The organism is Emticicia fontis (genome assembly GCF_054779675.1).
In genome coordinates this window covers 170,763-197,512 of the sequence record NZ_BAAGXU010000052.1, presented here as the reverse complement: position 1 = coordinate 197,512, position 26,750 = coordinate 170,763, and the positions used below count along the sequence as shown (strand labels likewise).

Here is a 26,750-nt window from a genome sequence, read left to right as displayed (position 1 = left end):
AAAAGATAGACAAGTTTTTCCGGAAGAAAATCTCAGACAAATCACTTTCTGAAATACGATAATCTGAAAAAAGACGAGTAAAAATACACTTCGTTCGATAAAAAATTTACATTTCATAGATTAGTATTAGCCTTTTTTCGATAGTTTTGAAGAATATACCATAACAAACGAATAAAACCCTAATACCTCTACACTTATGAGTACTTCACTTTTTCGTAGGAAGGATGTCAACAAAGCGATAGAAGAAGCAAAAAAAGGCAATGAAGGACATTCATTGGACAAGATTCTTGGCGTAAGAGACCTGACTACCCTTGGGATTGCTGCCATCATCGGTGCCGGAATCTTCAGTACCATCGGGCTGGCAAGTTTCAATGGTGGGCCTGCCGTATCATTGCTCTTTGTATTTGTGGCAATTGCCTGCGTTTTCACGGCGCTGAGTTATGCTCAGTTTGCCTCAATGGTACCTGTGAGTGGAAGTGCCTATACATATGCGTATGTATCTTTTGGAGAAGTAATCGCCTGGATTATCGGCTGGGCATTAATATTGGAGTATGGTGTATCTAATATGGTGGTCGCCATTTCTTGGTCGAGCTATTTTATTTCTATGCTCGAAGGCTTCGGCATTCATTTCCCAATGTGGCTGGCGACAGATTATACATCAGCCAAAGAAGCTTACGAAGCGGTTCAGGCTGGCGGCCCTGACATTACTGAAGGCATGAAAGTATTAGCCAATGCCTTTGCAGCAGCACCTGACTTAGGCTTTATTAAACTGATTTTCAATCTACCGGCCGGCTTGGTTACAGTTTTAATTACTTCGCTTTGTTATATTGGTATCAAAGAATCACGTAATGCGAGTAATATTTTGGTAGCGCTTAAAATGGGCGTTATTTTATTGGTGATTATTGTGGGGGTTTTCTACGTAAAACCTGAAAACTGGTCGCCTTTTGCACCAAATGGTGTGAATGGTGTATTAAGTGGGGTCGCCTCAGTATTCTTTGCTTTTATCGGCTTTGACTCTATCTCAACCACTGCCGAAGAAGCCAAAAATCCGCAGAGAGACCTGCCAAGAGCCATGTTGTTATGCTTACTTATTTGTACCGTTCTTTATGTATTAATTACCACTGTACTAACCGGAATGGTGAGTTATAAAGAGTTAAACGTAGCCGATCCTTTAGCTTATGTATTCTCTAAAGTAGGTTTTAATTTTGTAGCAGGCGTTATTTCAGTTAGTGCGGTTGTAGCTATCACCAGCGCCTTATTAGCCTACCAAATCGGACAACCACGTATCTGGATGACCATGAGCCGCGATGGATTATTAGGAAAGAAATTCGGTGAGATTCACCCTAGATTTAAAACTCCGGGCTTTGCTACAATCATTACTGGTATTCTGGTAGCCGTTCCTTCGCTTTTCTTCAAAATGAGTTTCTTTGTTGATTTGACCAGTGTAGGTACTTTCTTTGCCTTTATATTAGTTTGCGCAGGTGTTTTAATTTTAGATGCCAAAGGCTTAAGCAAAGATGCTAAATTCAAGATTCCGTATGTGAATGCCAAATACTTTGCAGCACCTTTATTGCTGGTAGGTTTATATTTAACGTATTCACAAGGAGATGTGATGCAACATCTGGAAGAAAGACCACTGCTTTTTGTTTTCTGGCTTATATGGTTAGCCTTGGCTATCATGAGTTTCAAGTATAATTTCTCTCTATTACCTGTGCTGGGTATTTTAACCAATCTTTACCTGATGACCGAATTAGGTTGGTCAAACTGGCGAATGTTTATTATCTGGATGATTATCGGCTTGGTAATATATTTTGCTTATGGCTATCAAAATAGTAAATTAGCGAAGAAATAAGCATGAAGTGGATTGATAAACTGGCCTGGATATATATAGTTGACCAGAAGATTTTAAGCACTCGTAGCAAAGGGAAAGACACTTACTATTTTCCGGGTGGAAAAAGAGAGGAAGGAGAAAGCGATTCAGCTGCTCTGACAAGGGAAATAAAAGAAGAGCTAACAGTCGACCTCTTACCGGAATCGTTACAATTCTTCGGAAAATTTGAGGCACAGGCACATGGACACGCCGAGGGAATCACAGTAGTTATGACTTGCTATCTGGCTAATTATGAAGGAGAATTAAAACCTGCTGCTGAGATTGAGGAATTAGCGTGGCTGACGTATGCAGATAAAGGTAAAAGCTCAGCTGTTGACCAGATTATTTTTGACTATCTGAAAAAAGAGAATATCATCTATTAATAAAAAACCTAACCCCTAATCAAATTGGCAAATTTCAAGAAGGAAATCCGCTTATACGATGCTGTGATGCTCGTGTCAGGGTCTATGATTGGCTCTGGAATCTTCATTGTGAGTGCCGACGTAGCCCGTCAGGTTGGCTCAACAGGCTGGCTTCTTGCCTCCTGGTTATTAGCCGGAGTCCTGACTATGGTAGGCGCACTCTGCTATGGTGAACTAACGGCTATGTTTCCACACGCCGGAGGACAATATGTATTCCTGCAAAAAGCCTATGGCAAATTAACAGGCTTCCTCTATGGCTGGTCATTCTTTGCAGTAATTCAGACGGGTACCATTGCAGCCGTTGCAGTAGCTTTCGCTAAATATTCAGGCGTTCTTTTCCCTGATTTCATTAGTGACAAGCACGTGTTTTTTTCCATTGGCGATACTTCTTTCAAACTCACCTCCCAACGATTGCTGGCAATTATCAGTATTATCATTCTGACCTACGCCAATACCAGAGGTGTGAAAGAAGGTAAAATGATTCAGAATGTTTTTAGTACTACCAAATTAGCTGCTATTGCTTTGTTGATTATCCTGGGCTTTATCTTAGGTGCTAATGCTGATGTAATTTCTCAGAATTTTTCCAATATGTTTGAGGCTTCAAGCATAAAAGAAGTAAACGGCGAATGGGTTACTACAGCTATCAGTGGCTTTGCGATTGTTCTGGCTTTAGGGGTAACACAAGTTGGCACCTTGTTTTCAAGCGATTCATGGAATGGCTTGACCTTTGCAGGTGACGAGGTGGTTGAGCCGAAGAAAACAATTCCAAGAGGCTTGGCTATCGGAACATTGGTAGTAACGGTTCTATATATATTAATGAACATTGCTTATTTGTGTATCCTACCACTAAAAGGCTCGCCTGATGGCGCAGATGTATTCAGCAGAGGGATTCAGTTTGCGAGTGAAGACAGAGTAGCTGCGGCAGCGGCAAATCTGATTGGTGGACAAACCCTTACCATAGTGGTAGCTATGCTCATTATGGTATCTACTTTTGGTTGTAACAATGGTTTGATTCTATCGGGTGCCCGTGTATATTATACAATGGCTAAAGATGGTTTGTTCTTCAAAAACTTCGGGAAATTATCAGATCGCGGTGTTCCTAAAAATGCGCTTTGGTGGCAATGTTTCTGGGCATCTTTCTTGTGTCTGACTGGTAAATATGGTGATTTATTAGATTACCTGATGGGTATCGTAATTCTGTTCTATGCCTTTACTATCTATGGCATATTCATCTTACGTCGCAGAATGCCAGAGGCTGAGCGCCCGATAAAAGCACCGGGTTATCCGGTTATTCCGATGTTATATGTGATTGTGGCTTCTATTATCGTTTTAATATTAGTGAAAGAGAAACCACAATTTACTTATCCGGGCTTAGGCATTGTTGCCATCGGGATTCCGGTTTATTTCTGGTTTAATAAGAACGGAGCTGATTCTATTAATACAGCAGAAGATAAACCTGGCAAGAAAGAGTAAAGACACAATTATATCGTTTGAACGCTCTTTCTTTACGAGGAAGAGCGTTTTTTTATCTCTATGAGAAAAATCCTGTTTTTTGACACCGAAACTACGGGTTTACCCCATAATTATAATGCCCCTATCAGCGCCGTTCAGAACTGGCCGAGAATGGTGCAATTAGCTTTTCTGCTGTATCACGAAGATGGTTCTCTCGTTGGCAAACATAATTATATTATCAAACCTGAGGGCTATGTTATTCCATCAGAAGCTACGCGAATTCACCGTATCACTACCCAACAGGCATTGGTAGAGGGGCAGGATTTAATGCAGGTACTGAGTTTATTTCATCAGGCAGTAAATGAATCTGCTATTCTGATTGGGCACAATGTGGAGTTTGATAAAGCTATTGTCGGCGCAGAATTTATCAGGAAGAAGCTAGACCCAAAGGCATTGGTATCCAAGCGCAGCTTTTGTACGATGAAAGACAGAAACGTAGTCAATTTCTGTAAGATTCCCGGCAAATTCGGTTTCAAATGGCCAACGCTGGAAGAATTACATTTCAGGCTTTTCAGTCAACAGATAACTGATGCCCACGATGCGAGCATAGATATTGAATCTACTGCCAGATGTTTCTTTGAATTGTTGAAGAGGCGGGTGGTTAGATAAAAATAATGGCGAGAGGTTCTCTCGCCATTGTCATATTTAAATAAAGTAATTCTATTTAAGCATATACATTCAAAGCAGAAGCCACTTCGCGCACGCCCAGCATCATCATATTAGACAAGTGCGTACTCACATTAGCTGCAAATCCTGAAAGCTGGGTTAAATCACTTCCCCAAAGTTCTTTATTGGCCAATACTTCTTTTACCACTTCGTCAGCAGTATGGTTCTGCCATACTTTATGGAAGTAAGCAGCAGAATCGCATTGAATCGGATAAAATTCCCCTCCCCTTTGTCCAAAATACTTACCGTTTTCTTCTTTCACTGCACGCATAAATAATAAATAAGCAGCAAAACCACGGGCAAAATACTGCGGCACTGTATTAAACTCTTTGTAGTAATTCAACAATAAAGGGATATTACGCATACGCATCTTCATGGTATACTGCAAAGTAATGCTTATCCATTGATGCTCTAAATATGGGTTACGGAAGCGGTCTAATACCTCTCTTCCATAGCGTTGACATACTTTAGACTCTATTTTATAAGGAATTGCCGGAACAATTTCTGTCGTCATCAGAATCGTGATAAACTTCTCTGTCAGTTCATCAGCTAAGGCTTCTTTCACAGTCTCAAACCCTGAAAGGAATGCCATACCGCACATCAAGGTATGTGTCCCGTTCAGCATACGTAATTTCAGCTCACGATACTGTTCGATATTCTTTTCTATTTTTACACCCGGATCGGCCTCGTAGAAAGATAATGTTTCTTTTACTTTCTCGTCTCCTTCAATGGCCCATAGGCGATACACTTCGGCAATCGTCAACAAATCATCTTTATAACCTAACTTGGCATCCAGTTCTTTCAGGCTTTCTCCTTTAGGTTTACCCGGCACAATTCTGTCAACCAATGAATTACAGAAACTATTCTCTTTCGTCAACCATTGTACGAATGCCTCAGGCAATTGGTTGAATGCGCATAATTGCAGAACAATTTCTTTCAGTTTATCCCCATTGCCCACAATCAATTCAGTCGGAACAATAACTGTTCCCGAAAGGCCAGCCTGAAATCTTTCATACAACCAGGCAGTAAGCTTGGCTGGGAAAGAAGCCGGAGGCGTTTGGTTAATGCTTTCTTCTACATATTGCAAACCTACCTCAGTAGTATTAGAAATTACGATTTCGATAGCCGGATTTCTGGCTGTTTCAAGAATAGCCGCCCACTCACTTTGTGCTGATAAAACACGGCTGATAGCCGCAGAAATGATATTTTCTTCCTTAGCCGCACCTTTGTCGATACCTCTCACACAGATGGTATAAAGGTTATCCTGCTCAGCAAAAGCATCTGCTCCACCCGAATCAGTAGATTTAACCACTACGATTCTACCATTAAATATCCCCTCTTTATTAGCCTTGTCAATAAAATAATCGCATAAGCCACGAAGTAAAACACCTGTACCAAATTGTAAGACTTTTTCAGGGAGTTGCGTTAGGGAAGGGTCTGAAAGTAAAGATTTATTAAGTTTCATTAAAGGTTAACGTAAAATAGATTGAATAGAACAAAAATAGATAATCAGGGAGCGTATATCAACTAATATTCCATTTAATTCTAATACTTTTTTGCGGAGACCCCAATTTTCATCAAGTTTTTAGACGTTACCGACTTATTTTCTATCCTTTTATCAATTTCAGATTTGGCTGTAAGCCCGAAAACTGATAATTTCGTCCTCAAATAAATCGTAATCAAACAAAAATGGAACAAATTTTTACAACCGCTGCGTTGACAAGTATAGTAACCCTCACACTTTTAGAAATTGTATTAGGCGTAGATAATATCATTTTCGTGTCTATTATCTCTTCTAAACTCCCAAAAGGTGAGCAGAAAAAGGCACGCCGTATAGGCTTAATTATGGCGATGTTTATACGTATCGCTTTACTTTTTGTATTAGGCTGGATTTTAGGTTTAGAAAAAGATTTATTTAATCTTCAGGATATTGGCTTACCATTTAATATAGGATTCAGTGGTAAAGACTTGATTTTGCTAGGAGGTGGTCTTTTCTTATTATATAAATCAACTACTGAAATTCACCATAAATTAGAGGGGCACGAAGAAAATGTATCGGGCAAGAAAACAGCCTCAAAACTTTCAAGAGCCATTTTTGATATTTCTCTTATCAATATCGTTTTCTCTATTGACTCTATCATTACGGCTATCGGTATGACAACCAATATTTATGTAATGGCTGTTTCGATAGTATTATCAACTATTGCCATGCTTTTGTTTGCAGGTACTGTTGGTGGATTCGTAGAAAAACATCCTACCGTCAAAATGCTAGCGTTAGCCTTTTTGGTGATGATTGGTACCTTATTAGTAGCCGAAGCATTTAAGGTACACGTACCTAAAGGATATATATACTTCTCTATGGCATTCTCGTTCTTCGTAGAAGTGCTGAATATCAAGATGCGTAAAAAGGCCACTAAACCTGTCGAATTACATAAAGACATAAAATAATCTGAAAGTTACAAAGGGGAATGATTAAAACATATATTTGTATAATCATTCCCCTGAACATACCTCAATGCGTGGCATTCTGAAATTATTCTCCTGGCTTTATACAGGCTGGTGTCTTTTCTGGTTTTTATTGATTTTCTTTCTGTTCTACCCCATCGTCTTCATTAGTCTGCAAAAAGAAGAATGGAAAATCGTGGTTCATTATTGCAACAGAATCTGGGGGCGCATTTTCTTCTTTATGGCGGGTATGCCAGTAAAAATCACCTACGAAGCCAAACTTGATCCCAAGCAAGCCTACGTATTTTGCGCCAACCATTTCAGCTATCTGGATATTGCCCTGATGGGAGCCATCATCAAAAACTATTTTGCCTTTCTGGGTAAGAGTTCGGTAAAGAATGTGCCATTGTTTGGCTATATGTTTTCCAAAGCGCATATACAGGTAGATAGAAGCGATAAAAACAGTCGAATAAAAGCACTAAAGCGCTCTATTAAAGCCTTGAAGACAGGCAGAAGTATCATGATTTTTCCCGAAGGAGGAATTCATACAACCCAGTTTCCACAGATGGTTCAACCTTTCAAAGATGGGGCTTTTACGATGGCTATCGAAAACCAGGTGCCGATTGTTCCCATCTCATTACTGGATAATTATAAAGTAATGCCTGAAGTATTGATGTCGTGGCATCCGATAAGAGTTATTTTCCATACACCTATCGAAACCAAAGGCAAGACCAAAGAAGATGTTGAAGCCCTGAAAAAACAGGTATTCGATGTTATTCAGCCTACTTTAAATAAATATCAGGATTAAGCAAACCCTTTTTTCAGGATTAGCCGTACATTTGCATCAGAAAACAAATCAGGATTTTCAGTCCGACCGAAAGAGTATAGTATCCCTATGAAAATAGAACAGCAAACTGTAAAAAAAATAGCGCATCTGGCACGTTTAGAATTAACCGAGCAGGAAGAGGTAAAGATGGTGGAGGATTTATCTAAAATTCTGGACTGGATGGATCAACTGAAAGAGCTGGATACCACAGAAGTAGAGCCTCTGACACACATGAGCGAAGAAGTGAATGTTTTCAGAGAAGATGTAGCTAAAAACCAGCTTACGCGTGAGAAAGGCTTGAAAAATGCCCCTAAACAAGATGGTGAATACTTTCTGGTACCGAAAGTAATTGAGCAATAATCAATACATCTGCTGGCGTGCAGCTCTGCCAAAACAGAATAAACTTATAGCCAGTAGGTAATGGTAAATATCTACATTATCAATGATAGAGTTAGCCATAAAACTCTTGTTATACGTACCCATCACCAAGGCTATCACAGCCAGAATCAGCCATGCGCCTACTGAGCGTTCTCCTCTGATTAATGCTATGATACCCAGAATTAAAACTGCGGGCACACAGATAGTCAGAATGGCGTTTAGTACTTGTAGGTTGTCTGTTAATCTTACTACCGCAAAAGCCACAAAGCCTAAAGCTACTACCACATAAGCAAAATTTACCGGAACAGGCTTTTTCAGAACCAGAAAGAGTGTCACAAATACCAGACAGAATCCTCCTACCGTACCAGCCAGATGCTGGAAAAACTCAGAAATCATCAATCCATAGGGAGAAAACCCTAAGAAACGAAGCACGCCAAAAAATGCCGCTACCGTAACCGATAATACGAAAGCCTCCCAGAGCAGACATACCACTAAATCAAGCTTGTATAAATAGCGAAAGAAAACAAAAAAGCCCATTAAGGCCAGTATTGCGTCAGAGATTGCATGAGATATTTCCATAGTAACACAGCATAAAGTAAGGGAAATATTGAGAAAAAGAAAGGGAAGTATGTAACACACTTCCCTTGGTATCAGTATATCAGAAGCATAAGCTGGCGGCGCCTAGCAATCCGGCGTCGTTACCTAAAGTGGCTTTCTTGATATTTAATGTTTTTATATAGTATGGTGTCAACCAGTACTCCAGTTGTTTGTTGACAGCCGGCATAATATAATCAAATGAAGCTGATAAGCCACCGCCTATCAGGATAGTTGTAATGTCGAGGATTCTGATCATTGATACCAGACCACTACCCAACATTTCACCTACTTCGTCGAATACTTTTTGTGCCAATTCATCACCTTCTGCGGCAGCAGCTACCAATCCGGTAGTTGAGATTGTTCCGTCAGCAGGCAATTGGGTTTTACCTGCGTAGGCTTTTCTCATATCGTTAGCCAGGTCTAACAATTCGTTTTTACCGATATTGCGCTCTAATACTCGACCGTGTTTCGATGGAATATGCCCCGGCTCCATGGCATTACCGCCACCACCTTTAAATACCTGTTTATCTATAATAGCCGCTCCACCGATACCTGTTCCTAACGTAACCATGATATAATCCTCAGGAATGTCGCCCTCGCCAAAGTAATATTCTCCTAATGCTGCTGCATTAGCATCATTTTCCAGAAAGAAATCATGATTCGGGAAACGCTCCTTTAAATCAGGGATAATGGTAATTCCATTGATTTCAGGAATCGCTGTAATTTCGATAAGTGTTGAGCGATCTCTGGTTATCAGACCCGGAACACCTATACCTACTTTCTGAATATTCTTGTTTTCAGATAATTGTACCGCTATGGCATCACCTAAACGTTCTACAAAATGCCCTGATTTGCGCCAACTTGCCGTATCGTGACTGTAAAAATTCGAAAGTTTACCTGTCTCTGCTTCAACAATGCCCATTTTGACATTTGTGCCGCCAATATCAATTCCCAAATATTCGGTTGCCATCTATTATAGTTTTGTTATTTTATTCGGTAAGTATTTATAAAATATATTTTAAAAAAGGTTTTTTCATATTTTACCCCAAAATTAAAAATAAATCTCAATCAAGATAATTTGTGACAAGGAAATATTGCATTTCTGCTTTAAATCTCCGCTAATTCTCTCTCTGGCGATACCTCAAATTCCATTTCGAACAATTTGCCCAGGTGTCTTTTCAGCTTTTCGGCTACCTCGTCTATTTCTATCAGGCAACCTAATTCTAATGCTAAAGATGTGACAGCCTTATCATCAATGCCACACGGAACAATGTTACTAAAATAATTCAAATCAGTATTTACATTCAAGGCAAAGCCATGCATAGTTACCCATCGGCTCGATTTCACGCCCATGGCGCATATTTTTCTTGGGTTCTTCTGCTCCTTATAATCCAGCCAAACGCCTGTCAGCCCATCAATTCTCCCGGCATCAATGCCATAATCAGCCAGGGTAAGAATAATTCCCTCTTCCAGAAAACGCATATAGCGATGTATATCTGTAAAAAAGTTTTCCAGATCCAGAATCGGATAACCTACCAGTTGGCCGGGGCCATGATAAGTAATGTCTCCACCGCGGTTAATCTTGTAGAACTTTGCTTCTTTGGCCGCAAGGTTTTCCTCGTCCAGCAAAAGATTCTCCATTTTTCCGCTTTTACCTAAGGTATATACGTGCGGATGCTGACAAAACAAGAGGTAATTATGCGTAGATAATTGATTCTCGGGCTCAATATTTCTGTTCTTAATTTTCAGGTCAATGATTTCGGCGAAGAGTTTTTCCTGAAAATCCCAACCATTTTGATAGTCAATCAGGCCTAAATTAATAAACCTTACGCTTTTATTAATAATATTATTCATCAGTTTTGTAACTTTGTAGTATGAATACGGGTGCAAATGTAACAATCAGACGCGGTACAGTTGCCGAATGCGTAGCTATTTCTCGGCAAATCCCTGAATTCTCTGATGGGATTTACGATGAGAAAGTCTACGAAAGTCGATTATTAAACACCAAATCTTTGATTTTAGTTGCTCTTAACGGTAGCACACTCGTAGGTTTCAAAGTCGGTTATCAGCGAGATAACGATGGCAGTTTTTATAACTGGATGGGGGGAGTTTTGCCAGATTACCGAAAATTACAAATAGCACAAAAACTGGCTGATGCACAGGAGCTTTGGGCAGCAAAAGAGGGTTTCAGTGCCATTGTGCTGAAAACCCGTAATCGTTTCAGAGGGATGCTGATATTTGCCATCAAGAATGGCTTTTGTATAAAAGCAGTGGAACAAAAAGAAAAGATTGAAGATTATAGAATTATTCTCCGGAAGAAATTAGTTAACACAATACATAAAATAGAATGATATATCCTATTGTAGCCTACGGCGACCCTGTTTTGAGAAAAGAAGCGCGTGATATTGTAGAGGGCGAACTTGATGTAAAAAAATTGGCCGAAGATATGTTCGAGACAATGCATGCAGCTGCAGGTGTAGGCCTGGCAGCTCCGCAGATTGGCTTAGACCTTCGCATTTTTGTGGTCGATGGTACGCCCATCAACGAAGGTGCGGAAACAGAAGATGATATCGACCAATCATTGATAGGTTTTAAAAAAGTATTTATCAACGCCGAAATTCTGGACGAAGAGGGAGACGAATGGGCGTATGAAGAAGGTTGTTTGAGTATTCCGGGAATTCGTGCCGATGTGTATCGCCCAGAATACGTGACTATCCGCTATTTTGATACCGATTGGGTAGAACATACCGAAACCTACGAAAGTATGGCGGCTCGTATCATTCAGCATGAGTACGATCATATTGATGGTATTTTGTTTACCGACCATCTGACACCTTTGAAAAAACAGATGCTAAAGAAGAAATTAGCCAATATTACCAAAGGTGACGTAGATGTTGAGTATCGCATGAAATTCCCTAAATAATATACCAAGCATTAATTAAAATGTCTGAACAAAACGCTTCTCTTCCCGATTTAAACGTCACACTCGTTCAAACCAATCTTCATTGGGAAGATGCCACCGCTAATAGAGCGATGTTGGAAGAGAAGATTTTCGGTATTTCAGAACCTACTGACTTAATCATTCTGCCCGAAATGTTTACTACCGGATTCTCTATGAATCCGGCTAAGGTGGCCGAACCCATGAATCTGCACACTACACGCTGGATGAAGCAGATGGCAGCACAAACAGGTGCAGTAGTGACAGGTAGTGTGGTGATTAAAGACAATAACAACTATTATAATCGCCTCTTATGGGTGAGCCCTGACGGAGAAGTTGATACTTATGACAAACGCCACCTGTTCAGAATGGCCAAAGAAAATGAGGTGTATGCAGGTGGAGACAAGAAGATTATCAAAGAACTGAAAGGCTGGAAGATCTGTCCCCTTATCTGCTACGACCTCCGTTTCCCTGTCTGGAGCAGAAATATTGATTTAGCTTATGATTTGCTGATATATGTCGCTAACTGGCCTCAGGTAAGAATGTATCCATGGGATACGCTTCTTACGGCAAGAGCCATCGAAAACCAAAGCTATGTAATAGGCGTCAACCGCACAGGGCTTGATGGCAACAATATTGTTCATGCAGGCCATTCGGCTGTGATTGATTTTGCAGGTAAAGTACTTTTCCGTGAAATTGATAACGAGGTAGTTCATCAACATACTATCTCTAAAACTTCCCTTGACGAATTCAGACAAAGATTCCCTGCTTATCTGGATGCGGATAGCTTTGATATTTTGTAACTGTGGTGCGAGCGAGACGCTCGCGCCACAGTTATTCACTTACCAAAACAGGCTTTACACTCTTTCCAGCAAACTTCGCTTTATATTTTTTCAATATTCTTGAAGCAATCACCCCAACTATTACACCTGGTAACACCCAGGTCAGGATAAAAACAAACGTAGGCGTATTAGCTGGCATATATCTTGGCACTACATTCACAAAAAAGGCCGTTAAAGCAGCAGAATAAGCACCCATCATTTTACCGCCATGTCCTAAAAACCAGTGCATTTTTTCAGGCTTCTGAAAACCCAGATATATCTTTAAGTCTCCATAGGCATTTACCAAACACACAACGCCGAATATGGCAAATAAGAGAGCCATCCCATTAAAGCCTGTCGGATTCATAAAGCCATAAACTGAATACCCAACCATAACAATTCCACAAATGCCTACACCCCATGCAGCTATCCAATCAATCAATGTAGGAACAATGGCTTTTTTCATGCTCAATATTCTTTTGCCTGAAAAATTAGGGTAAAAACTAATGATTCCGATAGTCAGGAAGAATTGGTATTTTAATTGAGCCGGGTAGATAGCAAAAAAGATAATGGTGGTAATGAATACACCCAGCATAGCCCAGTAAAAGATGCGTCCGCTTAGATTATGTACTCTTTTGCCTTTTTCGGCAATCATGGCAACTAAGCCACTTGAAAGAGATAAAAATCCACAGATTACGTGTATAACCAAAAAGAAATTAAATATGAGCTTTTCCATAATTTTGATGGTTTAGAAAGGGAATTGAAAGGTATTGGGTACTTATTAATCTGAAACTTAGAACGCCATCAGGCCGATTGCAATGGTTTTGTTTTCATTCACATCGAAGGCGCATAAGTCAAAAGTTGGAGGCCCCATGAGCATCGTTACATTTGAGAAACCGAAAGGTTCAGAAGGCATATCTCCGTTCATATCTAATTGCTTATTATCGTTCAAGTCCTGATACATCACGATGGCATATTTACCTTCCAGAATACCTTCAAATTTTAAACTTACCTCACCTTCTGGTGTCACTTCTGCAAAAGCTGATTTAATACCTTTTCCTCTCGGGAAGCTATTTTCATCATTTGTAATAGAGGCATATATTTTGCCCTGGCGTTGTTGAATGCCTTTCACTACTACCGTAACATTATATTTATTCTGTGCAAAAGAAAAGGTAGCAACAAGGCTTAGGATAGTTGTTAGTGCGATTGACTGGATGAAATTTTTCATTTGTGTTATTGATTATTTTTCGTGTTTTCGATGACACAAATGTATATCAAGCTACAAATAGCAGTCAAATGAAAGGGCTGACTATCAATCCTTTGGGGAGTTTGACAAAGCAGAGGGGAGATTAACAAGCTTTAGGGAAGAATGACAAAGCTTTGAAAAAGCGAATTGAATGCTTTATTTCAACTGCTCTACAATTTCAGAATATTTACGGGCAACGGGTACGGTTAGTTCAGGAGATTTCAGGTGTAGTTTATATCCCTGGGCATTGCCTGTTACTTTCTCAACCTTAGTCAGGTTAACAATATATGACCGATGGCAGCGAACGATAGTGGGGGAGTTTATCTGCCCTTCCAGACGGGTCAGGCTACTTCTTAATAATTCTTTTTGAAGCGTATTACCTTGCTGATAAAATACAGTTGAATAATTATCTGATGATTCTATAAAAAACAAATCATCTTCCTCTATTTCAACTACATCTTTTTCGTTTTCGGCGACAAGTTTTATAATGGCTATTGTTTTTTCTTCTGCTCTGATAGACTCATTCGGTTGTACAACAATAGTCTGATTATACTTTTTTAGTTGATAGATGTAATTAGACATCACCCCGAATGAAATCGGAATCAAGCCTACCAGCGCTACAATCAGAAACATCACAATAAAACCTAGGGGTGTCAGCGGCAGATAATGAAAGAACAGTTTGGAGTAAAACATATTTGCACAGGTAATGAGCGCAAGCAGAAACAGGATATCTGCTATTTCTTTCCAGACTACCCATTTTTGTTCATTGAAGAATTTTGGAACAAGTAGTGGCAATACTGACCTATTAAAAAGTGTACAAATACTCACAATACCACCAAACCCAATCAACACCCACAGTTTATGTGGGTGTTGCCACTCGTTTAAGCCAAAAGGTTGAAAAACAACAAAGAATAAAGCAACACCAGCCCCCTCAACCAGACTTTTCCGTAGACTGACGCCCACTGATTTATGTGGAAAAGGATAGGGTTGCTGTAATATCTTAAACATTAATTGAAACTAGCGGCAATGGTTTGAATAAAATGCTGAATAATAGGCGGATAAGTAAGTACCATAAATACAACTCCCCACAGTGCCCCCCACATATGGGCTGTATGGCCAATATTATCGTATTGTTTTTGCGCCATATATCTGGAATACAGTAAATACAGAATGCCAAATATCCAGGCAGGAACAATAGGAGGAAGTGGAAATACACCCATTTTTGCCGTTGGTTGAAACATAATAAAGGCAAAAACGATAGATGATACCCCACCAGACGCGCCAAGTGCATTATAGCCTGAATTATTCTTTTTGCTGAAAGTATCAGGCAAATTGGCTATGATAATTCCTAATAAATACAGTAATAAATAGAAAAACTGAGCCTTTTCGCCAAAAACCTGATAAAAATAAGACTCAACGCCTTCGCCGAAAAGATATAAGCTGAACATATTGAAGAACAAATGCCCATAATCGCCATGTAAAAAACCAGAGGTAAGCAGGCGCCACCATTCATTCTTGCGATGCACCGTATAAGGATTCAGAATATATTGGTGCATCAGGCGACCATTACTAAAAGCCGCAATGCTCACAATTACTGTGATAGCAATAATAATTACCGTTAAAGACATCTTTTTGTTAGTTTTCTCTTTTAATCAACATTTGTATTAAATCCAGTAAAGGTTTTTTACGCTCTACTGGTGCTTCCAATTTTTCTAAATCAGTCAGTCCTTTACTAAAAAACTCATTCATCTTCTTTTCAGCCATTTCTTTAATGCCTAAAGAATCATAAATAGCCGAGACGGCCTTTACTTTTTCGTTCTTATCAAATTCTTCTGCCGAAAGCCAGTAGGCCAGTTCTTTTTCTTCTGCTTTGCCTTTAGCTTGTGCCAGGGCTTCTATAAGCAAAAATGTCTTCTTATTTTCTATAATATCACCACCAACCTGCTTGCCAAATTTTTCAGGGTCGCCATACACATCTAATATATCATCTTTTAGCTGAAAACCGATCCCTACATTGGTACCTATTTCATACAATAGTTTAGTATTAGTTTCTCCTGCGTTTGCAATCATTCCCCCTAGCTCTAAACCGAAACCTAAGAGAACGGAAGTTTTCAGACGAATCATATCAATGTATTCTTCTTCGCTTACATCTGCGCGTAAAGCAAAATTCATATCCAGCTGCTGCCCCTCACAAACCTCTGCCGCAGTCCGGTTGAATCTTCTGATTACCTGTTTAAAAATGCCGTCTTCAACATCAGTCATCAATTCGTAGGCACAAACCAGCATTACATCACCTGATAGTATAGCTACATTCGGATTCCATTTCTCATGTACAGTAGGCTTACCGCGACGAAGCGGAGCGGCATCCATTATATCGTCGTGCATGAGGGTAAAATTATGAAAAACCTCTACTCCTATGGCTGGCTTTATGGCTTTCTCCCAGTTATCCGAAAAAATATTCGTTGCCATTACCGTTAGCAAAGGGCGCATTCTTTTCCCACCTAACGACATCAGGTATTCAATCGGTTCATATAATTCTACCGGTTTCTCGCCATATTGTGTGCGAGCAATTTCCTGTTCAATTGCTTGAAGAAAAATCTCTAAAGACATCTGGGTCGTGTTCTAATGAGCAACAAAATAAAAAAAACTTGGCAAGACTACCAAGTTGTAATTGACCTAAGGCATTAAATGGCTAAAATAATCACCATTAGCCATTACCCAGGTATTTCTGAATTGCTTTTACTATCGTATCTTTTACAAAAGGTTTGGTAATATAGTCATCCATTCCGGCTTCGAGGCATTTTTCTTTTTCGCCTTTTACAGTTCCCGCTGTAAGGGCAATAATAGGCACTCTGTTTTTGCCATTTTCTATTTCACGGATAGCCTGTGTAGCTTCCAGCCCATTCATTTCAGGCATCTGCATATCCATAAAGATAATATCAGGTGCATCTTGTTTAAAAATGTCTACCGCTATTTTGCCATTTTCTGCTTCCAGAATACGCCCATTCGGGAATACTGATTTGAAGATGGTCCGGGCAAATAACATATTCACTTTATTATCTTCAACAATCAGAATTGTCAGGTAGCGCTCATCTATATATTGTGCAGGTTTCGGAGCCTCCGTTTTATGGTTTTCCTCAACTACTCTTGTGGCAATTCTAGACATGGCCCCAAATACTTTCTGAATCGTGACAGGTTTTACTAATCGCTGCCTGATTTTCAGTTTCTCCGATTCAGAATTAATATAATCATGTGCATGAGAACTATACAACAGAATTATCGGAAGTTTTTCAGCATTATATTTAGGCTTTTGTCTGAGTATACGCACAGTATCCAGGCCGTCCAGATAGGGCATATGGTAGTCAATAAATAATAAATCAAACTTTTCTCCTTTTTCCAGAATATCCACAACCTCCTGCCCGTTTTCTACTTCTTCATAACTAATCTTGCGCAAGTCAAGCATACTTTTGACGAGCGTCCGATTGGTTTTATTGTCGTCGGCAATCAATACGCGTTTAAATACATCCAGATTTTTCCACTCATCTACCTGTCCTAATTCTGACCTCAGATTAAGGTCAAAATAAAATTTAGTACCCTTGCCCAATTCGCTATCTACCCTTAGCTGGCTTTGCATCAAAGCTAATAGTTTATTAGAAATAGTAAGCCCCAGACCTGTACCACCAAACTTGCGGGTAGTAGAAGAATCTTCTTGTAAGAATGCCTGAAATATTTTTTGTTGATTATGTGGTGCAATCCCAATACCAGTATCCTTTACCGAAAACCTGAAACTATTATAACTACTCTTTACATCGCCTTGTATCTCAACCTTTAGCTCTATCTCTCCTGTTTCAGTAAATTTTACTGCATTGCTTAGTAAATTGACCAATATTTGTCTTAAACGCACCACGTCAACCCATATATAGCGCGGCACCTCCACCGGAATATTCAATAATACTTCCAGATTCTTCTGGCTGGCCTGAAAGGTAATCATATCAGCCACCTGGCTCATCAATTCATTGATATTCGTTTTCTCTACTACAATTTCCAGTTTTCCGGCCTCAATTTTCGAGAAATCTAATATATCATTGATAATATCAAGCAAGGCATTGGCCGACTGAAAAACAGTGGACATATATTGCTGCTGCGTACTATCCAGTTTGGTTTTCATTAATAAATCTGTGAAACCAATCACGCCATTCAGAGGAGTTCTGATTTCGTGGCTCATATTTGCCAGAAATTCCGATTTAGCATTAGCGGCCTGTTCAGCTTCCCGACGTGCTTTCCGGAATGAGTATACAAACCGATGCGAAAGGATAAGAGTCTGAAAGAGAATAAAGCCGAAATAACCGAAGAACAGATAATAAGACGATGGCTGGATAACCCCAAAGTAACCCATGATATTTAAAGAAACAGCCAGGCCAATCGAGAACATACTCAAAAGCGCAAACACCGAGCCTTTGCGTTTGCGAATGACTGCTATAATAGACATATAGAGATTATAGGCCACAAAAAACAGAATGATAAAGAAAAAGACCTGCGATATATACGATATAATATAGGTAGGCGTAAGAATTAATGCCGCGATATAGAAAAGGCTGATATATCCAACACCCGTCACAAACCGGCTCTTGCTTCCATAAAGTGCCTGCACAAACCGGCTGAAAAGATAGATACAGAAAAAGATGGTAAAGTACTCAAAGAAAAAGGTGACTTTAAAAGGAATATCCGGAAAAACCTGATGCAGATAATAAATCTTATCGACCCCTATAAGTCGGTAAATGTAGAAGACACAATAGAGGGCAAAAAATACAACAACGAGATCTCTCTGCCCTAAGAAATATAAACCAAAGAAAATCAAGGAAACCATCAGCAGAATTCCTGTCAGTATCAGAGTGATGGATAATTCAGTATCCCATAAATCTTCGGTATAGCCGACACTACCCATAATAATTGGTTGTGAGAAACCACCCCTATAATGGTCGAAATTGGCTACCTGCAAAACAAATTGCAGGGTATCTGATTGTGCCAGATAGAGTTTTTTGATGGGCAACCAATGTGGTTCGTAGGCTTCCTTGCTAGTAGCTACCACACCATTATGTGCTATCACTTCATTATTAACCCAGAGTTTATAGCTTGAATAAGGAGCGGGGATAAAAAATGAAAGCTGAGGGTTTTTCTTATGGTCGATATAAATTTTTAATGCATAAGTAGCATAGCCAAAAGCTTTGAAGGGCTTGCCCAAATGCTCATCTTTGTTCCAGACTTGTGTAAAAGGTATATAATAGTCGGGCCTTGTTGTACCTATCTGTTCAGGTTGCAGAAGTTTTTTCCAATAGAAAGCCCACTCACCTGAAAGATCAACGTGATTTTTTGTATCCTCAAACTGAATCGTTCTTAAATCTGCTTCACCTTTAACAGAAGATTGTGCAAAAGAAGCAGACGAACACGCCATTAAGAATACTACGGTCAATAAAGAGGAAAAGCACAGAAAAACAATCTGTAATCGGCATTTCGTGTATCTGTGCAATAGTTTCTTAATGTCCATCTTTAAATACCAGCCATTTTTAGATGAATAATTGTATGAAAATAGGTTATACAAGATGGCAAATCAGGATGGCTTACCTTTTACCATTCACTATTAGATTTTACTCTATTAGTTTTCTTTCCGTAAGTTATAAAAAATCTCTTTATCAGCTATATCAATCAGAGCCAAAATGTTTCGGAAAATCCTAGTTTTCGAACAAAATTCAGAGCAACAAATGTGCCTAAAAGAATGGTTTAGCAACTAAATTATCCAGTGGCAATTTTAAAATCAACAAAATACTGATTAAGCGGTGTCGATTTGACACATAAGCACAAAAGCTGTATCTTTTGTTGTTCGCTAGTGATGAAATAGTCATATAAATATTTCGTAATAATATAACCCTATAAAAGCCAAAAGCCTGATAATCTACTTATCAGGCCTTTGTATCTATCACTATATATCTTAAAATTTATATACCTTACCTTCGAGCTTTACTTCTATCAATTTGTTTTTACCTCCTATACATTCTCCCAGGCATTCATATTGAATAAAGCCGATTCCCGGTGCCAGCCAGATAGCATGTTCTTCATCTGCCATGGCCGGAACATCAAAATAGAATTTGTAGCAATTCTTAATCTCCTGCTCTCCAATCGTGATTACATCTGTTTTGCTCATAAGCGTTACATTATAATCTCTGTATTTCCATGTATCATTTACCTTGGCAGTCAGATCAAATCTTACTGAAGTCTTGCCTTTATAGTATTCTATAATCTTATCGCTCTCATTTCTTATATACGAGGTATCATAAGTAGTGGTCAGTGCATAATACGTTTTCTGGTCGAAAACTTTAGTCTCTGTAATCGTTCTGGTATCTACCTTATCTATTTTCCAGTAATTTCCCACAGTTAAAGGCAGATATACACTATCAAGACCCTCTAACGAGATTTTGTTGTCTTTACAGGCACTTACAAACAGAATTCCCAAAAGACCGCAGATGCAAAACATTTTTTTCATAAATATATCTGGTTAAACTTGAATAGATGTCGCTTTTAACTGTGTGGAAAAGCAGGTCGAAGTTTAAACGCTTCGACCTGCCAGGAAATTATTGCGCAGCTGTCGCTTCTGTCAGATTTACTTTTACGCCAGTATAATAAAGCGTAGTAGTAGCTTCAAAGCCTGAGTCTGTACCTACAATTACCCATAGGTTACCATTAGCATCTGATTTACCAGTAAATTCACCAGTTCTTTTGATGATTTTATACTTAGCTTCAGTTGTACCGTTAGCAACATTACCAATCACTTTCATATCTTGTCCGCTGGTTGCCTGTTGCATTTTTTTGATGTTCATATCATAATGCTTGGTAGTAGTATTGGCTACTTTTTTAGGCTCAATCGATGTCAGACCGATACCTACATACACACTTTCAGCCGGAGAACCGCCTACACCCACCGAACCATCCGGTGCATTTGAAGCAAATTCAACTTCAAATGTTCCTTTATAGCTTTGATTGGCTTTTAGACCACCCATCTTCTTGGTCATGAACATAAACAAATCATCGCTATGATTATTACCCGAAATGCGGAAACCTTTTTTCAAGGTATCTAAAGGTGCTGGTAATTTAGCATCTTTTTTAGTTGATAGTTCGTAGAATGTTTCCTCACCTACGGGATAATCCGCAAAATCAGCACTCCAACCCTCTGCTGAAACATTAAACTGATCATTTAAAGAAAGTTGTGGGGTGGTGGTTTCCTCTTTCGAACAAGAGAATAAAATTGCTACCGAAACGACACTTAAAATCAATTTTTTCATGAATTTTTCTTTGGTTTATTTCCTACATGGATTCAGTTGAAAAAAAAATAGTTGGAATTATTTTTTTCAAACCACGAAGAAAAAAAGCTAAATCACTGAAAATCAGCGAGATAAAAATCTAAAAAAATTCACAAAATTTTATTTGGCTTGGAATTTATTTTCATTCCCGACGGGCTAACTGAATGAAATGGGCAAGCCTCGGTGGCTAAAAAAACAAATGATTTTTTTACATTTTTATTAGGATTTTGCCATAGCATGTGTACAAAAATAGGCTATCGCACGGTCGAAGGCCCGATTAGGCAAGGGTAGAAGAACACTTATAGCTTGAAACCTAATAAGTCCCGCTTATGTAAGCAATACCTTTATAACCCCTCTAAACCAATCCCAGTCAATTCCCGTATCTTAATTTATTGGCATTAAAGCATTTATATGCCCGAAATTTATCTAATATGAAATTGTGGTTGTAACTTTGCTGTTTATTGTCATAGTATTGATTTTTTGTTGATTTGAAGATGGTAGTACCTTACAAAGAAAAAGAAACAGGAAAGCGCGAGCAGATAGCAGAAATGTTTGATAACATTTCGCCAAAATATGATTTACTAAATCATTTATTAAGTGGAGGTATTGATGTATGGTGGAGAAAGAAAGCCATATCAATGTTGCGTTCGGCTCAGCCAAAACTTATTTTAGATATTGCAACCGGCACGGGAGACCTTGCTGTGGAAGCAGTGAAACAACTGAAGCCTGAAAAAGTGATTGGCGTAGATATTTCGGAGGGCATGCTGGCTATCGGGCGCGAGAAAATGAAGAAAATTGGCATGGAAAATGTGATAGAACTCAGAAGTGGCGATTCAGAGAAATTACTGTTTGAAAACAATACTTTTGATGCTGTCATCGTTTCTTTTGGAGTAAGGAACTTTGAGAATCTGGAGAAAGGACTCACCGACATGAACAGGGTTACCAAGCCCGGCGGCACATGCCTCATTGTAGAATTCTCGAAACCTAAGGCACCTATTATCAAGCAGTTATATTGGTTATATAATTCTACTATCTTACCCTTAATCGGGAAACTCATATCAAAAGACAAAGCAGCTTATAGTTATCTGCCAGAGTCGGTTAAAGCCTTTCCTGAAGGGAATGACTTCCTGAAGGTTTTTGAAAAAGCCGGATTCACAGAAACGAAAAGTGTGCCGCTGACTTTTGGCATTTGTACGGTCTACATAGGTAAGAAAAAGACCTGAGATTGCTATTGATTACATAGATGTAACCTTTTCTAGATTTTGAATGAAAAATATTAAGGTATCCTTTTCACGTAGTTTTACCTCATCATTAAAAAAGACCTTCCTTGTTTCTAAGGGCTGCTTGTTTCTATCCATTATGGCTGTGCATAGCTTGTCAGCACAGCAGAATAAACGTCTTTTTCAGGGTGATTACGATGCTAAAACCGTAAAATTCGGTTATTTCTTAGGCTTACCGTATACTAACTTCAATATCAAATTCAACAATTTCTTTATTAATAAAGATAAGTATTATGCCATTACCTCTCCCGGTACTATGGGGCTGAAAATGGGCGGATTAGCTAATATACGCCTGAACGATTATTTCGACTTCCGTGTTCTGCCTACAGTAGCCATTTATGGGAGAAAATTAGAATATCGTTTCGTAGATACTGGTGCAACAGACCCCGAAAAAGTATTAGGTGAGAAAAAAGAATTACGCGAAACAGCCTGGTTCGAATTGCCTCTGATGCTAAAGTATAAATCGGAACGTAGAGGTAATGTGCGGATGTATATTTTCGGAGGAGTTCGATACGCTGTTGAAACCAACGCCGTAAACAGAAAAAACCGCCAGCAGTTTACTACTAAAAACAATGATTTTAGTATTGAATACGGAACAGGTCTTGAGTTTTTCAGAGAATACTTCAAGTTTTCGCCGGAACTACATTTCTCTCATGGCTTAGTCAATTTAGTAAATCCTGTTACCGCTCAAGGTACTGCCATTGGCGGTATTGACCGATTGACAACTCATACAGTTACACTATACATCTCGTTTGAATAAATCATGAAATACATTGCCATATTTCTTGTGCGTCTGTATCAGGTCGGCATTTCGCCCTGGTTTCCTGCCTCCTGTCGTTACACGCCTACCTGCTCCCAATACTCGGTAGAAGCGTTTCAGAAATATGGTTTTTTCAAGGGTTTATTACTTACTGTCAAGCGCATTGGTCGCTGTCATCCCTGGGGTGGACATGGATATGATCCTGTGCCATAAATCTACAGAATTTACTATATTTGCAAATCTTCTTCATCAACTATTGATATTTTGTATTATATCAAGAATATTCTTGACTATTCGTTTAATTATTGAAAATCAATAGCTTAGCTCAATTTAATGCAGAATAGTTCTGTAAATTTGAGTTTGCAACAAAACCTCCCTAAAGCAATGACTCTCGAAGAGCGCCAGTTTCCAATTGGTAAATGGAAACCAGAAAATAGCTATTCTGCAGAAGCAATGGCTCAGAATATTAGCATTATAGAGCAATATCCGGCTAAGTATGAGCAATTGACAAAGAACCTTTCGGCAGACGATTTGGCAAAGTCTTATCGTGAAGGAGCATGGAGTATCCATAAAGTGGTAGTACATATCTCTGATATGCACATCCTGCATTTTGCCCGTTTCAAACAGGCACTATGCGAAGATAATCCACAAGGATTTGGCCCGAACATTAACGGCTGGGCAAATAACCCCGAAGTACCAAGCGTACCTCTGGCCGATGCACTCCTGTTATTAGAAGCTACTCATAAACGATGGACACATTTACTCAAATCCATGTCCTCTGAAGATTTCAGCAGAACCTTTTTTCATGTAGGGCGTCAGATAAACGTAACATTGGCGCAGGCTCTAGATATGGGGGCTTGGCATTGTAAACACCATCTGGAGCATATTAAGATTGCTTTGGATAGTCCTCAATAAATATTTGGTAATAATCAGACTTTTAACATCAATACCTATTATAGAGATTTAGTGATTCATGAATAATCATCCTTATTTTATTATAGATTTCGACAGCACTTTTACGAAAGTAGAGGGGCTGGACGAATTAGCCAATATTGCCTTAGCAGGCAATGCCAATCAGGAAAAAATAGTCGGCGAAATCAGAAAACTGACCGAAATGGGCATGAATGGTGAGATTTCGTTTTCGGAAGCACTCAGCAGAAGAATTGATTTATTGAAAGCTAATCGTTCACATATCGACAAACTGGTTGATTTCCTCCACACCAAAGTATCTGACTCTTTTCAGAGAAATGAGAAATTCCTCCGTGAGTACGCTGACCATATTATGATTGTTTCGGGTGGCTTTAAAGAATTTATTGTGCCTATCGTAACAGACATGGGTCTGAAAGAAGAAAATGTGTATGCCAATACCTTTCAATTCGATGAAGAGGGAAATATCACTGGCGTAGATGAGAATAATGTATTAGCCCACGAAAAAGGCAAAGTGAAACTTCTTGGTTCATTACATTTAGATGGCGATGTATATGCCATTGGCGATGGTTATACCGACTATGAATTAAGAGCCTCTGGCCTAGCAAATCGCTTCTATGCATTCACAGAAAACGTTGAGCGCGAAAAAGTAATTGCCAAAGCCGACCACGTAGTGCCTTCTTTAGATGAGTTCCTGTACCTCAATAAATTGCCTCGCAGCCAGTCTTATCCCAAAAGCCGCATCAAAGTACTTTTATTGGAGAATGTGCACCCTGTGGCGGTAGAATCCTTTAAATATGAAGGCTTTGATGTAGAGTTCCACAAGGGAGCAATGGATGAAGCCGAACTGGCAGAAAAAATCAAGGGTGTATCTATCTTAGGTCTTCGCTCAAAAACCAACGTTACCAGAAAAGTTTTAGAAAATGCCGATAAACTGATGATTATCGGGGCTTTCTGTATTGGTACCAATCAGATTGATTTAAAAGCCAGTACCGAGAAAGGTATCGCCGTTTTCAATGCGCCTTACAGCAATACCCGTTCGGTAGTAGAACTGGCCGTTGGCGAAATGATTATGCTTATCCGTAATATCTTCGAAAAAAGCGTAGGTATGCACGCTGGTAAGTGGGATAAATCGGCCAATAATAGCTTTGAGGTTCGTGGGAAGAAATTAGGACTAATAGGTTACGGACATATTGGTACACAGTTATCAGTTATCGGAGAGGCATTGGGTATGGAAGTGTATTTCTACGATATAGTAGATAAAATGCCTATCGGTAATGCCAAAAAATGCCGTTCATTAGATGAAGTCCTACGAGTAGCCGATGTAGTGAGTATGCACATCGATGGTCGTAAGGAAAACACCAATATTTTTGGTAAACGTGAGTTTGAATTGATGAAGAAAGGAGTCGTATTCCTGAATCTGGCTCGTGGACATGTAGTTGATGTTCCTGCGCTTGTAGAAGCAATTAAAGAAGGAAAAGTAGCAGGCGCTGGAATAGACGTATTCCCTTATGAGCCTAAGACCAATAACGAAGAGTTTATCAATGAATTGAGAGGCCTACCAAACGTAATTCTGACCCCGCACATTGGTGGAAGTACAGAAGAAGCACAGGAAAGTATCGGGCACTACGTACCGGAACGTCTCTTAGAATTTATGAATAATGGAAGCACCACAGGCAGTGTAAACTTTCCTGAGTTACAATTACCATTATTGAAAGACTCTCACCGTTTATTGCATATCCATAAAAATGTACCGGGTATTCTGGCAAAAATCAATAATATCTTTGCCAAGCATTCGATCAATATCAACGGTCAATACCTGAAAACCAACGAAAAAATCGGTTATGTAATTATGGATATTGACAAAGGCTATACCGACGAGTTCGTGCAGGAGATTAAGGATATTGAAGAAACGATTCGTTTTAGAATGTTGTATTAAGAATTGTATAACGATTTTTTAAATCGTGTTTTGAAGTATAAAAAAGGCGATTTGAAAAATCGCCATACATCAAAAAGCCCCGAAAGAATATCTTTCAGGGCTTTCACTTTATAAATTGATACTATCAATCCTTTTTATCATAAATCGGATCATACTTCAAGCCGTATTTATCCAATACATCTTGCGGTACACCTTGCCAGTCGTTAGGCGTGTTACCCATATATCCTAAATCATCAAAGCCCATACGGGTTGTATAGAAGCCTGTTACTGTCAGATTTCGGATTTGTGAGAAAAACGCTGCGCCATGACTGAACTCTGGTTTTACATCATCCGGGTAGGCTATATCTTCTACTATCTCGATCCGTTGTTTAGGCGTAATCTGAGCAAAAGTTTTGCCAAAGCGTTTGGTGCTATGGTTATCCAGCCATCTCAAACCACCTCTGATAGGTGTTTGGTATTGTGGCATATCTTTTACAATAAAATCGATAAAGGCAGGTACGCCTGCTTGCGTGGCACTACCTGATTTACCCTCTGCCGGAATAATAATATCTGCTAAAATTCCGATAGTAGCTAGTTCTGCCACAGTCAGGAATTTATCAGCCGCAATCTTTTTATCTCTTTCTATTTCTTCCGGAATACGGGCCGGAGTTGTTTTAAACGGCTTCGGGTCCGGTGGTGCTGGTGCAGCCATTAGGTCGGCGGCTGGTAAAACGGCCATTCCCAACGAGCTCAATGAAAGTGCTTTTAATGAATCTCTACGTTTCATGTCTT

Annotated in this window: 28 protein-coding genes; 15 read left to right on the top strand and 13 right to left on the bottom strand. The window is 39.3% G+C overall.

The genetic code is table 11. The annotated features are described in order from the left end of the window. Positions 1–196: 196 nt before the first annotated feature. Genes ACYVFA_RS23060 through ACYVFA_RS23045 form a run of 4 tightly spaced genes read left to right on the top strand, consistent with a single transcriptional unit; the run spans position 197 to position 4,413 of the window. Positions 197–1,852, top strand: a complete 1,656-nt coding sequence (locus tag ACYVFA_RS23060; RefSeq protein ID WP_460474229.1) for an amino acid permease — start codon at positions 197–199, stop codon at positions 1,850–1,852. A 2-nt stretch (positions 1,853–1,854) separates the two neighbouring features. Beyond that, positions 1,855–2,253 (top strand): NUDIX hydrolase, encoded by a 399-nt coding sequence (locus ACYVFA_RS23055; protein WP_460474228.1) that lies wholly within the window; start codon positions 1,855–1,857, stop codon positions 2,251–2,253. A gap of 24 nt (positions 2,254–2,277) precedes the next feature. Beyond that, on the top strand, positions 2,278–3,765 hold the full coding sequence (locus tag ACYVFA_RS23050; protein ID WP_460474227.1) for an APC family permease: 1,488 nt from the start codon (positions 2,278–2,280) through the stop codon (positions 3,763–3,765). A gap of 60 nt (positions 3,766–3,825) precedes the next feature. Continuing rightward, on the top strand, positions 3,826–4,413 hold the full coding sequence (locus ACYVFA_RS23045) for a 3'-5' exonuclease (protein ID WP_460474226.1): 588 nt from the start codon (positions 3,826–3,828) through the stop codon (positions 4,411–4,413). A 55-nt stretch (positions 4,414–4,468) separates the two neighbouring features. On the opposite strand, the gene ACYVFA_RS23040 is transcribed toward ACYVFA_RS23045, so the two are convergent. Next, positions 4,469–5,935, bottom strand: a complete 1,467-nt coding sequence (locus ACYVFA_RS23040) for a tagaturonate reductase (protein ID WP_460474225.1) — start codon at positions 5,933–5,935, stop codon at positions 4,469–4,471. A 224-nt stretch (positions 5,936–6,159) separates the two neighbouring features. On the opposite strand from ACYVFA_RS23040, the gene ACYVFA_RS23035 reads away from it, so the two are divergent. The 3 genes from ACYVFA_RS23035 (at position 6,160) to gatC (ending at position 8,101) form a co-directional block, all read left to right on the top strand. Beyond that, positions 6,160–6,918: a TerC family protein gene (locus tag ACYVFA_RS23035; RefSeq protein WP_460474224.1), complete on the top strand. Its 759-nt coding sequence runs from the start codon at positions 6,160–6,162 to the stop codon at positions 6,916–6,918. A gap of 37 nt (positions 6,919–6,955) precedes the next feature. Continuing rightward, positions 6,956–7,723 carry a lysophospholipid acyltransferase family protein gene (locus ACYVFA_RS23030; RefSeq protein WP_460474223.1) on the top strand — a complete coding sequence of 256 codons (768 nt, stop codon included), beginning with the start codon at positions 6,956–6,958 and terminating at the stop codon, positions 7,721–7,723. Positions 7,724–7,810: 87 nt separating this feature from the next. After that, positions 7,811–8,101: an Asp-tRNA(Asn)/Glu-tRNA(Gln) amidotransferase subunit GatC gene (gene gatC / locus ACYVFA_RS23025; protein ID WP_460474222.1), complete on the top strand. Its 291-nt coding sequence runs from the start codon at positions 7,811–7,813 to the stop codon at positions 8,099–8,101. On the opposite strand, the gene ACYVFA_RS23020 is transcribed toward gatC, so the two are convergent. The 3 genes from ACYVFA_RS23020 to lipB all read right to left on the bottom strand — a co-directional run bounded on the left by ACYVFA_RS23020 (position 8,102) and on the right by lipB (position 10,570). Then, on the bottom strand, positions 8,102–8,698 hold the full coding sequence (locus ACYVFA_RS23020) for a DUF6962 family protein (RefSeq protein ID WP_460474221.1): 597 nt from the start codon (positions 8,696–8,698) through the stop codon (positions 8,102–8,104). It abuts the gene before it with no gap. A gap of 79 nt (positions 8,699–8,777) precedes the next feature. Beyond that, complete coding sequence (locus ACYVFA_RS23015; RefSeq protein WP_460474220.1) at positions 8,778–9,686, bottom strand: ROK family protein; 909 nt, start codon at positions 9,684–9,686, stop codon at positions 8,778–8,780. A 137-nt stretch (positions 9,687–9,823) separates the two neighbouring features. Continuing rightward, positions 9,824–10,570 carry a lipoyl(octanoyl) transferase LipB gene (lipB, locus tag ACYVFA_RS23010; protein ID WP_460474219.1) on the bottom strand — a complete coding sequence of 249 codons (747 nt, stop codon included), beginning with the start codon at positions 10,568–10,570 and terminating at the stop codon, positions 9,824–9,826. Between the two features lie 20 nt (positions 10,571–10,590). Here lipB and ACYVFA_RS23005 point away from each other — a divergent pair, with 20 nt between their 5' ends. The 3 genes from ACYVFA_RS23005 to ACYVFA_RS22995 are packed head-to-tail and all read left to right on the top strand — an operon-like array spanning position 10,591 to position 12,457. Next, on the top strand, positions 10,591–11,067 hold the full coding sequence (locus tag ACYVFA_RS23005) for a GNAT family N-acetyltransferase (RefSeq protein WP_460474218.1): 477 nt from the start codon (positions 10,591–10,593) through the stop codon (positions 11,065–11,067). After that, entirely contained in the window at positions 11,064–11,639 is a 576-nt protein-coding gene (gene def / locus ACYVFA_RS23000; protein WP_460474217.1) for a peptide deformylase, read from the top strand. The genes ACYVFA_RS23005 and def overlap by 4 nt, the downstream gene beginning before the upstream one ends. Positions 11,640–11,659: 20 nt before the next feature. After that, positions 11,660–12,457 (top strand): nitrilase family protein, encoded by a 798-nt coding sequence (locus ACYVFA_RS22995; RefSeq protein ID WP_460474216.1) that lies wholly within the window; start codon positions 11,660–11,662, stop codon positions 12,455–12,457. 31 nt (positions 12,458–12,488) lie between these two features. On the opposite strand, the gene ACYVFA_RS22990 is transcribed toward ACYVFA_RS22995, so the two are convergent. From ACYVFA_RS22990 to ACYVFA_RS22955, 8 genes are all read right to left on the bottom strand, one after another. Then, positions 12,489–13,211 (bottom strand): hypothetical protein, encoded by a 723-nt coding sequence (locus ACYVFA_RS22990; RefSeq protein ID WP_460474215.1) that lies wholly within the window; start codon positions 13,209–13,211, stop codon positions 12,489–12,491. 57 nt (positions 13,212–13,268) lie between these two features. Continuing rightward, the gene (locus ACYVFA_RS22985; RefSeq protein WP_460474214.1) at positions 13,269–13,703 is read right to left on the bottom strand and encodes a DUF2141 domain-containing protein; all 435 of its coding nucleotides are present in this window, start codon (positions 13,701–13,703) and stop codon (positions 13,269–13,271) included. Between the two features lie 174 nt (positions 13,704–13,877). Further along, positions 13,878–14,729 (bottom strand): LytR/AlgR family response regulator transcription factor, encoded by an 852-nt coding sequence (locus tag ACYVFA_RS22980; protein ID WP_460474213.1) that lies wholly within the window; start codon positions 14,727–14,729, stop codon positions 13,878–13,880. Next, entirely contained in the window at positions 14,729–15,349 is a 621-nt protein-coding gene (locus ACYVFA_RS22975) for a rhomboid family intramembrane serine protease (protein ID WP_460474212.1), read from the bottom strand. Before ACYVFA_RS22975 ends, ACYVFA_RS22980 begins: the two co-directional genes overlap by 1 nt. Positions 15,350–15,356: 7 nt before the next feature. After that, a complete protein-coding gene (locus ACYVFA_RS22970) occupies positions 15,357–16,331 on the bottom strand; it encodes a polyprenyl synthetase family protein (protein WP_460474211.1) in 975 nt (324 codons plus the stop codon). 97 nt (positions 16,332–16,428) lie between these two features. Then, positions 16,429–19,173, bottom strand: a complete 2,745-nt coding sequence (locus ACYVFA_RS22965) for a response regulator (RefSeq protein WP_460474210.1) — start codon at positions 19,171–19,173, stop codon at positions 16,429–16,431. 534 nt (positions 19,174–19,707) lie between these two features. Further along, positions 19,708–20,259 carry a hypothetical protein gene (locus tag ACYVFA_RS22960; RefSeq protein WP_460474209.1) on the bottom strand — a complete coding sequence of 184 codons (552 nt, stop codon included), beginning with the start codon at positions 20,257–20,259 and terminating at the stop codon, positions 19,708–19,710. 88 nt (positions 20,260–20,347) lie between these two features. Further along, a complete protein-coding gene (locus tag ACYVFA_RS22955) occupies positions 20,348–21,055 on the bottom strand; it encodes a hypothetical protein (protein WP_460474208.1) in 708 nt (235 codons plus the stop codon). 512 nt (positions 21,056–21,567) lie between these two features. Here ACYVFA_RS22955 and ubiE point away from each other — a divergent pair. The 5 genes from ubiE (at position 21,568) to serA (ending at position 25,979) form a co-directional block, all read left to right on the top strand. After that, the gene (ubiE, locus tag ACYVFA_RS22950) at positions 21,568–22,296 is read left to right on the top strand and encodes a class I SAM-dependent methyltransferase (protein WP_460474207.1); all 729 of its coding nucleotides are present in this window, start codon (positions 21,568–21,570) and stop codon (positions 22,294–22,296) included. A 43-nt stretch (positions 22,297–22,339) separates the two neighbouring features. After that, positions 22,340–23,113 (top strand): type IX secretion/gliding motility protein PorT/SprT, encoded by a 774-nt coding sequence (gene porT, locus ACYVFA_RS22945; RefSeq protein ID WP_460474206.1) that lies wholly within the window; start codon positions 22,340–22,342, stop codon positions 23,111–23,113. Positions 23,114–23,116: 3 nt separating this feature from the next. Further along, positions 23,117–23,326 (top strand): membrane protein insertion efficiency factor YidD, encoded by a 210-nt coding sequence (yidD, locus tag ACYVFA_RS22940; RefSeq protein ID WP_130022072.1) that lies wholly within the window; start codon positions 23,117–23,119, stop codon positions 23,324–23,326. Positions 23,327–23,497: 171 nt separating this feature from the next. Continuing rightward, positions 23,498–24,028: a DinB family protein gene (locus tag ACYVFA_RS22935; RefSeq protein ID WP_460474205.1), complete on the top strand. Its 531-nt coding sequence runs from the start codon at positions 23,498–23,500 to the stop codon at positions 24,026–24,028. Positions 24,029–24,086: 58 nt separating this feature from the next. After that, the gene (serA, locus tag ACYVFA_RS22930) at positions 24,087–25,979 is read left to right on the top strand and encodes a phosphoglycerate dehydrogenase (protein ID WP_460474204.1); all 1,893 of its coding nucleotides are present in this window, start codon (positions 24,087–24,089) and stop codon (positions 25,977–25,979) included. A gap of 124 nt (positions 25,980–26,103) precedes the next feature. Here serA and ACYVFA_RS22925 read toward each other — a convergent pair whose 3' ends face one another. Continuing rightward, the gene (locus ACYVFA_RS22925) at positions 26,104–26,745 is read right to left on the bottom strand and encodes a gluconate 2-dehydrogenase subunit 3 family protein (protein WP_460474203.1); all 642 of its coding nucleotides are present in this window, start codon (positions 26,743–26,745) and stop codon (positions 26,104–26,106) included. Positions 26,746–26,750: the final 5 nt, after the last annotated feature.

Excerpts from the sequence above, each read along its gene's own strand:
- def (WP_460474217.1), top strand. The coding sequence starts at position 11,064 with ATGATATATCCTATTGTAGCCTACGGCGACCCTGTTTTGAGAAAAGAA.
- ACYVFA_RS22990 (WP_460474215.1), bottom strand. The coding sequence starts at position 13,211 with ATGGAAAAGCTCATATTTAATTTCTTTTTGGTTATACACGTAATCTGT.
- ACYVFA_RS22955 (WP_460474208.1), bottom strand. The coding sequence starts at position 21,055 with ATGAAAAAATTGATTTTAAGTGTCGTTTCGGTAGCAATTTTATTCTCT.
- porT (WP_460474206.1), top strand. The coding sequence starts at position 22,340 with ATGAAAAATATTAAGGTATCCTTTTCACGTAGTTTTACCTCATCATTA.
- ACYVFA_RS23020 (WP_460474221.1), bottom strand. The coding sequence starts at position 8,698 with ATGGAAATATCTCATGCAATCTCTGACGCAATACTGGCCTTAATGGGC.
- ACYVFA_RS23015 (WP_460474220.1), bottom strand. The coding sequence starts at position 9,686 with ATGGCAACCGAATATTTGGGAATTGATATTGGCGGCACAAATGTCAAA.
- ACYVFA_RS22965 (WP_460474210.1), bottom strand. The coding sequence starts at position 19,173 with ATGGCGTGTTCGTCTGCTTCTTTTGCACAATCTTCTGTTAAAGGTGAA.
- ACYVFA_RS22960 (WP_460474209.1), bottom strand. The coding sequence starts at position 20,259 with ATGAAAAAAATGTTTTGCATCTGCGGTCTTTTGGGAATTCTGTTTGTA.
- ACYVFA_RS23005 (WP_460474218.1), top strand. The coding sequence starts at position 10,591 with ATGAATACGGGTGCAAATGTAACAATCAGACGCGGTACAGTTGCCGAA.
- ACYVFA_RS22975 (WP_460474212.1), bottom strand. The coding sequence starts at position 15,349 with ATGTCTTTAACGGTAATTATTATTGCTATCACAGTAATTGTGAGCATT.
- ACYVFA_RS22970 (WP_460474211.1), bottom strand. The coding sequence starts at position 16,331 with ATGTCTTTAGAGATTTTTCTTCAAGCAATTGAACAGGAAATTGCTCGC.
- ACYVFA_RS23035 (WP_460474224.1), top strand. The coding sequence starts at position 6,160 with ATGGAACAAATTTTTACAACCGCTGCGTTGACAAGTATAGTAACCCTC.
- yidD (WP_130022072.1), top strand. The coding sequence starts at position 23,117 with ATGAAATACATTGCCATATTTCTTGTGCGTCTGTATCAGGTCGGCATT.
- ubiE (WP_460474207.1), top strand. The coding sequence starts at position 21,568 with ATGGTAGTACCTTACAAAGAAAAAGAAACAGGAAAGCGCGAGCAGATA.
- ACYVFA_RS22925 (WP_460474203.1), bottom strand. The coding sequence starts at position 26,745 with ATGAAACGTAGAGATTCATTAAAAGCACTTTCATTGAGCTCGTTGGGA.
- ACYVFA_RS22935 (WP_460474205.1), top strand. The coding sequence starts at position 23,498 with ATGACTCTCGAAGAGCGCCAGTTTCCAATTGGTAAATGGAAACCAGAA.
- serA (WP_460474204.1), top strand. The coding sequence starts at position 24,087 with ATGAATAATCATCCTTATTTTATTATAGATTTCGACAGCACTTTTACG.
- ACYVFA_RS22995 (WP_460474216.1), top strand. The coding sequence starts at position 11,660 with ATGTCTGAACAAAACGCTTCTCTTCCCGATTTAAACGTCACACTCGTT.
- gatC (WP_460474222.1), top strand. The coding sequence starts at position 7,811 with ATGAAAATAGAACAGCAAACTGTAAAAAAAATAGCGCATCTGGCACGT.
- ACYVFA_RS22985 (WP_460474214.1), bottom strand. The coding sequence starts at position 13,703 with ATGAAAAATTTCATCCAGTCAATCGCACTAACAACTATCCTAAGCCTT.
- ACYVFA_RS22980 (WP_460474213.1), bottom strand. The coding sequence starts at position 14,729 with ATGTTTAAGATATTACAGCAACCCTATCCTTTTCCACATAAATCAGTG.
- ACYVFA_RS23060 (WP_460474229.1), top strand. The coding sequence starts at position 197 with ATGAGTACTTCACTTTTTCGTAGGAAGGATGTCAACAAAGCGATAGAA.
- ACYVFA_RS23055 (WP_460474228.1), top strand. The coding sequence starts at position 1,855 with ATGAAGTGGATTGATAAACTGGCCTGGATATATATAGTTGACCAGAAG.
- ACYVFA_RS23045 (WP_460474226.1), top strand. The coding sequence starts at position 3,826 with ATGAGAAAAATCCTGTTTTTTGACACCGAAACTACGGGTTTACCCCAT.
- lipB (WP_460474219.1), bottom strand. The coding sequence starts at position 10,570 with ATGAATAATATTATTAATAAAAGCGTAAGGTTTATTAATTTAGGCCTG.
- ACYVFA_RS23040 (WP_460474225.1), bottom strand. The coding sequence starts at position 5,935 with ATGAAACTTAATAAATCTTTACTTTCAGACCCTTCCCTAACGCAACTC.